The following is a 9,382-nucleotide window of genomic DNA, read 5'->3' on the forward strand; positions in this document are numbered from 1 at the left end:
GCGGCCTAAACCCTGACGCGGGTACGCCTGTACCGCTTCGGTTAAATTACCCTTCTATGCTGACCCCTGCCATCCCCCGCAAAGCGAGCAGCCCCAGCTTCTCCCAGCGGGAGTTCCGGGCTTCGCTGGCCATGTTTGCCACCGGGGTCACCATCGTCACCGCACGGACGCCGCAAGGCGCCTTGGTCGGGCTGACCGCCAACTCCTTCAACTCGGTATCGCTGCAGCCGCCGCTGGTGCTCTGGAGCCTGGCGCAGGCGGCCGGATCGATGGCCGCGCTCAGCACCGGATCACACTACGTCATCAACATCCTCGCGGCTGACCAGAAAGAGCTGGCCGAGCGCTTTGCCAGCCGGCGCGAAGACCGCTGGAAAGGCGTGCTGTTTACGGAGGGCGTCGGCGGCGCGCCGTTGCTGACAGGCGCAGCCGCCACTTTCGAGTGCTTCAACCGCAGCCGGTACGAAGAAGGGGACCATGTGATCTTCGTGGGCGAAGTGGAGCGCTGCACCCACCGCGCGGGGGCCGCGCCGCTGCTGTTTCACGGCGGCAAGTTTTATACCGAGCATCCGCTGTAAACCGCACCTGCGCAAGCCGTGTTCAGCCCAGCCTGCCCAGCCGCACGGTCGTCACACCGGGCCGCAACTGCCGCACCGACGGCATGACCAGCACACAGTCGTCGTAGGGTGTCACCACCGGTTCGCCCGCATCATGCGCAATCGGCGTGCCGGCGTGGCGTATGGTTTCGCCGCCGCAAAAGTCCTGCACAAACGCAAAGTCCATTGACCGCGCAACCACGCGGTGTGTCACCGTCACGGGCGGCGGCGGCGGCGCATCGGGCAGCAACCAGCCAGGCGGCACATCGCCGCGGTCAATCACCCCGGAGCCCACCAGAAACCGCATGAGCACGTTGCGCGCCGCCTGCAGCGACGCCAGTTCCCAGTGCTGGCCGGCCTCCAGCAGCAGGGCAATGCGGTCGCCGTTTTCGTCGCCAAACGGCCCGTAGTCCCGCATGCGGACCCCGTCGGCGTGGCCGGCATCGACGACCACCTGGCCCGTCGTAGCCAGGCTTTGTGCAAAAGCAATATTGCGCGGCAGCATGCCCGTCACCAGCAAAGCGCCACCGGGTTCATGCATGGAATGCAGGTCCAGCAGATGGGTGGCGCGGTCAACAAACGGCCTGATTTCGCGGGCGCGCAGCAGCTCGGCGCTGCGCCTGGGGCCGTCCAGCAGCTCAGGGGACCATACGCGGTTGAAATCCTCGTCAACAAAACGGGAGGCGTCGGGCTTGCGGGTGTCAAACCGCATGAAGGCCTCGGTGTTGCAGAACACGGCCGTGATGCGCCCCCGCCGCGGTTGCAGCCCGCTGAGAAGAAACGCGTCCAGCGCCCAGGCGCCCGAATATTCGTTGCCATGCACCAGCGCCGACACCAGCACTTCCGGGCCGGCTTCGGTTGAAGTGCGCTCCTGCACATGCGCCACCCCTGTGGAGGAGGCCGCCCAGAATGACAACCCTGGCGGCTGAAGCTGCACCGCATGGGCTTTCCTGATCACTTCGCCAGACTTCGCTTGATCGCTTCCTGATCGTTTCATGTGTCAGTACCGCCAGAAGATTTTCTGCAACTCTTTGGTGTCCCTTGTTTTCGTCAAGGCCAAGGCCAGAAGAATTCGGGCCTTCTGGGGATTCTGGTCGTCAACAACGAGCCAGTCATTGACGTCATCCTTCACCGAATTGTTCCGAATCACCACACCGCTGCCGGTACGGGTTGCCCGAACGACAAACACCCCCTTGGCGCGAATCTCGTTAAGCGGGCCAGCTATGTACTCAGGAACGCTTCCCGCGCCGACACCCGCATGAATGATGCCCTTGGCCCCGGATGCGACCAGCGCGTCGTATGCCGCACGGTTCATGTTCTGATAGCCATAAGCAATGTCGACCTGCGGCAGAGTCTGTATCTTGTCAATGTCGAACTCACTCTGCACCGTATGCGGGCGAATCAACGCACGGTAGAACCTGGCCTGACCTTCGATCACGAGACCGAGGGGACCGTAGGGAGATTTAAAGGTGTCAACCCTGGTCGCATTGGTTTTAGTGACATCCCGGGCGCTGTGAATCTCGTCATTCATGACCACCAAAGTCCCTTTTCCCACCGCTTCTTTACTCCCGGCGACCGCCACCGCGTTGTAGAGGTTAAGCGGCCCATCTGCGCTGAGTGCCGTGCCGGGCCGCATTGACCCGAGCATCACGACCGGCTTGCTGCTTTTGACGGTGAGGTTGAGAAAGTACGAGGTCTCTTCCAGGGTATCGGTGCCGTGGGTGATCACGATGCCATCAACCTCGTCCGACCGAAGGAGTTCAGACACCCGCCGGGCCAGTTGGAGCAGGCGGTCGTTGGTGAGGTTGTGTGAGCCGACCTGAAAGATCTGCTCGCCCTTGACGTTGGCAATAGTCTGGATTTCCGGCACGGCGGCCATGATCTTGTCGACAGCAACCACAGCGGCCTGATAGGCGCCGATGTTGGTGCTCGATGCTCCGACGCCGGCAATCGTGCCGCCGGTGGCGATGAGCACCACGTTAGGTTTCTTCACTTCCTGGGCCAGCGCCGAAGCCGAAACAGCAAGCGGCAATAGCAGACCGCAGGCGAGCCCGCGCAACATTGATATGACAGATAAGTGCATGACAATTCCCTCCGTGTCGGGCTAAAAATATTGCTCGGCGTGCAGAGCCCCGCCAGTGCTCCGGAGGGGCCTGGCCAGCACGCTTCGCGATTAACAAATACAGATCATGGCGAGCCAGGGTCTTCTGTGGGCCTGCCGCCGTTGTCCCGGCCCGGCCCCCGCGGCTTCAGCTTCAACGGCACCGCATGGGTTTGGGTGAATTCCCGCTGACGACTTACGAGGTAGCGCCGGTCGCCACTGCCTTGTTGACCACGTTGCGCACGCGCTGGGTTTCAGCCCGGATAAAGGCCGTGAGCGCCTGTGGCGTGCCGCCGTCATTGGAGATGCCGGCTTTCTGGAGCTTTTGCCAAACGGCTTCTTCGCGCAGGATTTCGTTGAGCTCCCTGTTCAGGCGCGCCACCATGGGCGCCGGCAGCTTGGCGGGCCCGAAGAGGCCGAACCAGACGTTCATGTCGTAACCCTTGAGCTTGGGGTTCTCGCCGAGTGCAGGGATTTGTGGTGCAGCCCGCGAACGCGTCGGCGTGGTGACGCCCAAGGGGATCATCTTGCCGGACTCGATGTGTGGCAGCGCGGAGGAAAGCACAGAGACACTGAACTCGATATTGCCGCCCAGCAAGTCCTGCAGCTGCTGTCCTGCGCCGCGATACGGCACATGGCGGAAGGTGGTGCCAGCCATCAGGTTGATCAGCTCTCCCGACACATGCAGCGGCGTGCCTATGCCCGAAGAGGCAAAGCTCAGCTGGTTGCGTTCGCGTTTGGATTTGGCAATCGCTTCCTCCATGGTTTTGACGCCGGTCTTGGTGTTGGTCACAAAGACCATGGGCGTGACGCCTATCAGCCCGACCGGGCTCAAGTCGGTTTCACCGTTGTACTTGACCGCAGCGTTGAACAGTTTGGCAATCGAGATTTCGCTGCCCGAACCCAGCAGCAGCGTATAGCCGTCGGGCGCGGCACTGACCACTTTTTGGGCGCCTATGGTTCCACCGGCGCCGCCGATATTCTCGATCACCACGGGTGTGCCCAGGCGCTTGGCCAGCGGTTCGGCGATGATGCGCGCCACCAGGTCCACGCTTCCGCCGGCAGGGTAGCCCACCACCAGCGAAATGGGCTTGCCGGCAGGCCAGGCCTGGCCCCAGGCAGCCGGCAAACCCAACAGCCCTGCGGCGGCAAGGCAAAGTGTGCGGCTCACGCCGCGGCGATTGAGGGTAAACATTCCTGGCATGGCGCGCTCCTTGTTGATGGCGCCAGTCTAGGAGCCGCCCCTGCGCGGCCCATGCGTATCACGCATGGGCGCATGCGACCTGGATTCAGGAAGCAGCCGGCGTGCTGGCGGACCAGATGCGCTGCACCAATTCATTGCGCGGGCTGCGCGGCCGGTACAGGCGAATCTCAAACCGGACCGTCAGGCCCTTGCCGTCGGCCTCCACCAGCCTTCCGCTGCGCAGGTCACCTTCGACCAGTCCGCGCGGCAGCCAGGCCAGGCCCACGCCCTGCAAGGCCTGCTCATGCAGCGACTCGGCGAAGTCAGACTCGGTCACGGTATGCAGATGCAGCTCGCGCGCACTGCGGCTGAGCCCGTCCTGAAGGATCTGGCCCAGCGCGAGCGTGGGCGCATAACCCAGCACCGGCACCGGCTTGCGGGCCGTGCCGGGCAAGGCGTGCTGCGGCTGGCCATCGGCGCGCGGTGCGCTGACGGCCACGAGTTCGTCGATGCCCAGCGCGAGTCCTTCGAACGTCTGTTCGTCCAGCAACAGCGGCAGCCGCGGATGCGTGAACGACAGCAGGAAGTCAGCAGCCCCCTGCTCCAGGGCGGTGGCGCCTTCATGGATGGAGCCTGTGAGAATGCGCAAGCGAAACTCCCCGGCTCCGCGCTTGGCGCGCGCGAGCCAGTCAGGCACGGCGCTGCGTGAGAGCGTGCGGCCTGTTGCCAACGTGACCCAGTCCAGCCCGCCCCGTGCATGGCGGATGCGGGAGCGCGCATCGTTAAGGCTCGCCGCCGCGCGGCGCGCCACCGGCAGCAGCTCTTCACCGGCGGCCGTCAGGGCCAGAGGCATCACCGCGCGATTGATCAGGTCGGCGCCCACCCACAGCTCCAGAGCGCGGATACGGCGCGAAAATTGCGGCTGCGTCACATGGCGAAGCTCCGCCGCACGCGAAAAGCTGCGCTCACGTGCCAGCGCGATGAAGTCTTCCAGCCATTTATGGTCCACGGCAGCACCTTGTCCAGGGATTTAATGCAATGGTATTCCTTGTTACCCCGGCCAGCGAGCTGCCAGGGGTCGGGCTACCATCAAGGCATGAAGACAGCCCGCAAAGCCAATCTCGATCTCCTCGCCATGTCCCTCTTGCTGGGATGCTGCCTGTTCTGGGGCCTGCAGCAGGTCTTGATCAAGGCCACGATCAGCGAAATACCGCCGATGTTCCAGGCCTCRCTGCGGCTGGTTGGCGCCACGGCGTTGCTCTGGCTCTGGTGCCTGTGGCGCAAGGTCCCGCTCTTCAGCCGCGACGATTCGCTGAAGGCCGGCCTGCTGGCGGGCGCGCTGTTCGGCGCAGAGTTCGCCTGCATTTATGTAGGCTTGCAATACACCAGCGCTTCCCGCCTCACGGTGTTTCTGTACACCTCGCCTTTCTGGGTCGCCCTGCTGGTACCGCTGTGGGTGAAGTCCGAACGCCTGCGCGGCGTGCAATGGCTGGGCCTGTTGTGCGCCTTCGCCTCCGTGGTGTTCGCGCTGCGTGAAGGTTTCACCGGTGATCATGCGTCGACGGCGCGGGGCGATCTGCTGGCACTGGCCGCCGGCATGCTGTGGGGCCTGACCACGGTGGTGATACGTGCCACCAAACTGGTCAGCATCTCCGCTGAAAAACTCCTGTTCTACCAATTGGCCGTTAGCGCCGCAGTGTTTCCGGCCCTGTCGCTCTACCTGGGCGAGCAATGGTCGTGGCATTTCAGCCCGTTTGCCATTACTTCCCTGCTGCTGCAGACCGTCATAGGCGCATTCGCCAGCTACCTGGCCTGGATGTGGATGCTGGGGCGCTACCCGGCCACCAAGATTTCGGTGTTCGTGTTTTTCACGCCGCTGTTCGCGCTGCTGTTCGGCGCGCTGTGGCTGAAAGAAAGCGTCACCACGGGCCTGCTGGTGGCGCTGGCCATGGTCGCGGCGGGCATTGTGCTGGTCAATCGCAAGCCGGCAGGCGCATAATTTTTCAGCATGACGCCTCATAAACGCATCCCCGGCCATCGCTTCCTCCATTCACCTGGCCCCACGCGGGTGCCCGACGAGGTGATGGACGCGATGCGGCGCCAGCCCATGGATCTGGCCGACCCGCGGCTTGATCGTGTGATCCAGGCCTGCGAGACCGGGCTCAAGGCGCTGCTGCAAACCGCCGCGGCCGACGTCTTCCTGTATGCCTGCAACGGCCACGGCGCCTGGGAGGCCGTGATCGCCAACCTGCTGGCGCCCAGGCAGCAGGTGCTGATCGCCGGAACGGGGCACTTCTCCGAATCCTGGGCCATACAGGCCGAGGCCATGGGCGCAGCAGTCATCCGCACGCCCTGGCGCGAGGGTTACCCGATTGACGTGCCGGCCATAGAAGCCGCGCTGCGCGCCGACACTGCGCATGCCATCGTGGCGGTATTTGTGGTTCATACCGACACTGCGAGCGGCATGACCAGTGACCCGGGCAAGGTCCGGCGGGTGCTGGAAGCCACGGCCCACCCCGCGCTACTGGTGGTAGATGTGGTCGCGTCGCTGGGCGCGGCGCCCTTTGCCATGGATGCGCTGGGCGCCAACGTCGTGCTGGGCGCCTCGCAAAAAGGCTTGATGGTGCCGCCCGGTCTGGCCTTTGTGGCTGCGGATGCCGCAGCGATGAAGGTAGCCGCTGCCAATCCCTCGCCGCGCTTTTACTGGGACTGGGCGCGGCGGCAAAGCCCGCTCAGCTACCGCAAGTTCTGCGGCACGCCCCCGCAAAGCCTGCTGTTCGGCCTGGAGGCTGCACTGGGGCTGATCTTTCATGAGGGCGTCGAAGAGGTCATCGCCCGCCACCAGCTGATCGCCAGTGCGGTGCACGCCGCTGTCGATGCCTGGAGTGAAGGCGGTGCTCTGGGCCTTTTTGTGCGCGAGCCTGCGGCGCGCTCGGTCTCCGTCACGACGGTGTCTGTCACTGCGGGCATTGATCCCGAAGCCTTGCGCACTGTTGCGCGCGAACGGTTTCAGGTGGCGATTGCAGGCGGTTTGGGCCCGCTGGCGGGAAGAACCTTTCGCATCGGCCACCTGGGTGACATGAACCCGGCCATGATCCTGGGTTGCCTGGCCGGCCTGGAAGCGGCCATGCAGGTGCAGGGCATTCCCATCGGCGGCGGCGTGCAGCATGCCGTTGCAGCCTTGGCAGGTAAACGCTAGTACCTACTGCGAGGCAGTGATGCCGCCGTCGAGGTAAAGCACCTGCCCGGTCACAAAGCGGGATGCGGGCGCCGCAAAAAAAACGGCCGCACCCGCCACGTCCTGCGGGTCGGCCACGCGACCCAGCGGAATGCGTTCCAACACCTGCTTGCGCGTCTCAGGATTTTCGAGCCAGTGGCGCGCCATCTCCGTCTGCACCACCGTAGGTGCGATGCCGTTGACAGTGATGCCGTACGGCGCCAGTTCACTCGCATGCTGGCGAATCAGCATGACCAGGCCGCCCTTGCTGCTGCTGTAGGCCGAATAACCCCGGCCGCGCAAACCGAGCTGCGCGCGCACCGACAGCAGATGCACCTGAGCGCCGCCCCTGCCGCCTTCAATCTGTTTTTTAGCCGCAGCCTGCGCAAGAAACATGGCGGCCTTGAGGTTGACCTGCAACACCTCGTCAAAGGCTTCTTCCGTCACCTCCAGCAAGGCCTGCTCACGCTGCATGCCGACGCAGTTCATCAAGATGTCGAGGGCTCCCCATTGCGCCGCAACCGCATCAACGGAAGCCTGCATCTGCGGCACCGAATGCGCGTCCATGGCCAGACCCATGGCCTCGTGCCCTGCCGCACGCAGCGCGGAGGCAACGGCCTCGGCCTTGGCTTCGTCGCGCCCCGAAACTGCCACCCGTGCGCCGGCCATCGCCAGGCCCCAGGCAACGGCCTCGCCAATACCACCATAGCCACCGGGCACGTAAGCGGTTTTGCCGCGCAGGTCAAAAAGGCCTGAAAGCGCGGTACTGAAATCAATCCGGGGTGTGATGCTCATGGATGGCGAAATTGTGGGCGCAAAGCCGGCTAGCGACGAAAGGGCTTTCCCTCAGTCCATCAATAGCCCGCCGTTCAGGTCGATGATCTCGCCCGTGATAAAACCCGACAGCGGCGAGGCCAGGAAGCGCACCACGTGAGCGAACTCCTCGGGCTCGCAGAAGCGGCCGACCGGGATGTCCTTGAGCAGCTTCTGGCGCTGCTCTTCATTGAGCTGTTCGGTGATCATGGGCGTTTTGACGTAAGCGGGCGCGACGGCATTGGCCGTGACGCCAAAGGGCGCGAGTTCGCGCGCCAGTGAAAAGGTCAGCGAACTCATCGCGCCCTTGGACACCGAATAGGCCGTGCCTGCTGTCAATCCACCTGTCTTGGCCGCCAGGGAGCTGGTGTTGATGATGCGGCCGAAGCGCCGCACCTTCATTGCCGGCACCACCTGCTGCGCAAGGTAAAAAGCGCCGTCGAGGTTGGCGCCCATCACGCGCCGCCATTCACCCGCTTCGGTGGCCTCGATCTTGTTGTTGGACAGGATGCCCGCGTTGTTGATCAGGATGTCGACTGGCCCGAAGGCCTTGACGATGAGCGCATGACCGTCGCTCACGGCGGCCGCATCGCTGATGTCAAACGAGAACGGCAGGACACGCGAGCCCAACTCATGTGCGAGCGCACGGTTGCGTTCATGGCTGACATCCACCATCGCGACCTTGCAGCCGTCCTCCAGCAACACCTTGACGACGGCCAGGCCCATGGTGCCCGCCGCGCCCGTGACGAGCGCGACTTTGTTTTCAAGCGGTTTCATTACTCAACTTTCATAGTCGTCAAAAAACTCTTTACCAGAACACCGCGGAACCGGCTTTGCCGGGCCGCTAGTGTTGCCCCCTGCAAGGGGGGATCCGGCTACACAAAGTGAGCCGAGACGGGGGTGTGCCGACTTCAAGCGTCCAGGACGCTCTTCTTGCCAAACAATCCACGTGAGCGGAATGTCACGACGGCAATGAACAAGAGGTACATGGACATCAACGACCATTCGGACGCATACGAACCCGTGAGCCCAACAACCATGCCGACCATCAGCCCGGCGATCACTGCACCCCAGAGCGAACCGACGCCGCCCAGCACAATGATCAGGAATGCCGGCACCACTGCGTCTACGCCCACATGCGGGCGGATACCCCAGATCGGCGCCATGACCACGCCGGCGATGGCGGCCAACGCCACGCCCAGACCAAATACGAAAAGGCGCAGGCGAGAAAGGTTGATGCCCAGGGCGCGCACCATTTCACTGTCGTGCGCGCCGGCCTTGATGATCGCGCCGTAAGGCGTCTTCTGCAAAAACACCCAGAGCAGCATGATCATCAGGATGGCGAATCCACTGGCGAAGAAGCGATACTTCGAATAGACCAGGTCACCCATCAGGAAAGCGCCAGAGATGACTTCAGGCAGCATCAACTGCTTTTCCGAGGAGCCCCACACCAGGCGTATGGTTTCCTCAATGAC

The 9,382-nt window shown here is 63.7% G+C and carries 10 protein-coding genes; 3 read left to right on the forward strand and 7 right to left on the reverse strand.

Going from position 1 to position 9,382, the window contains the following annotated elements; genetic code table 11:
• Nucleotides 1–56: 56 nt before the first annotated feature.
• Entirely contained in the window at nt 57–575 is a 519-nt protein-coding gene (locus AC1D1X_RS00365) for a flavin reductase family protein (protein ID WP_477670341.1), read from the forward strand.
• A 22-nt stretch (nt 576–597) separates the two neighbouring features.
• Here AC1D1X_RS00365 and AC1D1X_RS00370 read toward each other — a convergent pair whose 3' ends face one another.
• From AC1D1X_RS00370 to AC1D1X_RS00385, 4 genes are all read right to left on the reverse strand, one after another.
• Nucleotides 598–1,590 carry a M14 family metallopeptidase gene (locus AC1D1X_RS00370; protein ID WP_477670342.1) on the reverse strand — a complete coding sequence of 331 codons (993 nt, stop codon included), beginning with the start codon at nt 1,588–1,590 and terminating at the stop codon, nt 598–600.
• Between the two features lie 3 nt (nt 1,591–1,593).
• Nucleotides 1,594–2,676 carry an asparaginase gene (locus AC1D1X_RS00375; protein ID WP_457281800.1) on the reverse strand — a complete coding sequence of 361 codons (1,083 nt, stop codon included), beginning with the start codon at nt 2,674–2,676 and terminating at the stop codon, nt 1,594–1,596.
• A 214-nt stretch (nt 2,677–2,890) separates the two neighbouring features.
• Nucleotides 2,891–3,898 carry a Bug family tripartite tricarboxylate transporter substrate binding protein gene (locus tag AC1D1X_RS00380; RefSeq protein WP_477670343.1) on the reverse strand — a complete coding sequence of 336 codons (1,008 nt, stop codon included), beginning with the start codon at nt 3,896–3,898 and terminating at the stop codon, nt 2,891–2,893.
• Nucleotides 3,899–3,983: 85 nt separating this feature from the next.
• Nucleotides 3,984–4,886: a LysR family transcriptional regulator gene (locus AC1D1X_RS00385; protein ID WP_477670344.1), complete on the reverse strand. Its 903-nt coding sequence runs from the start codon at nt 4,884–4,886 to the stop codon at nt 3,984–3,986.
• Between the two features lie 87 nt (nt 4,887–4,973).
• Here AC1D1X_RS00385 and AC1D1X_RS00390 point away from each other — a divergent pair, with 87 nt between their 5' ends.
• Together AC1D1X_RS00390 and AC1D1X_RS00395 are read left to right on the forward strand one after the other, a co-directional pair.
• Nucleotides 4,974–5,876 carry a DMT family transporter gene (locus tag AC1D1X_RS00390; protein ID WP_477670345.1) on the forward strand — a complete coding sequence of 301 codons (903 nt, stop codon included), beginning with the start codon at nt 4,974–4,976 and terminating at the stop codon, nt 5,874–5,876.
• Nucleotides 5,877–5,885: 9 nt separating this feature from the next.
• On the forward strand, nt 5,886–7,076 hold the full coding sequence (locus AC1D1X_RS00395; protein ID WP_477670346.1) for a pyridoxal-phosphate-dependent aminotransferase family protein: 1,191 nt from the start codon (nt 5,886–5,888) through the stop codon (nt 7,074–7,076).
• Between the two features lie 3 nt (nt 7,077–7,079).
• Here the strand turns inward: AC1D1X_RS00395 and AC1D1X_RS00400 are convergent, their stop codons facing one another.
• The 3 genes from AC1D1X_RS00400 to AC1D1X_RS00410 form a co-directional block, all read right to left on the reverse strand.
• Nucleotides 7,080–7,889 carry an SDR family NAD(P)-dependent oxidoreductase gene (locus tag AC1D1X_RS00400; protein WP_477670347.1) on the reverse strand — a complete coding sequence of 270 codons (810 nt, stop codon included), beginning with the start codon at nt 7,887–7,889 and terminating at the stop codon, nt 7,080–7,082.
• Between the two features lie 51 nt (nt 7,890–7,940).
• On the reverse strand, nt 7,941–8,684 hold the full coding sequence (locus tag AC1D1X_RS00405; protein WP_477670348.1) for an SDR family NAD(P)-dependent oxidoreductase: 744 nt from the start codon (nt 8,682–8,684) through the stop codon (nt 7,941–7,943).
• A 134-nt stretch (nt 8,685–8,818) separates the two neighbouring features.
• Nucleotides 8,819–9,382, reverse strand: a 564-nt coding sequence (locus tag AC1D1X_RS00410; protein WP_477697659.1) for a branched-chain amino acid ABC transporter permease, incomplete at its 5' end; no start/stop codon positions are given.

This window comes from Polaromonas sp. P1_G4 (assembly GCF_056405475.1).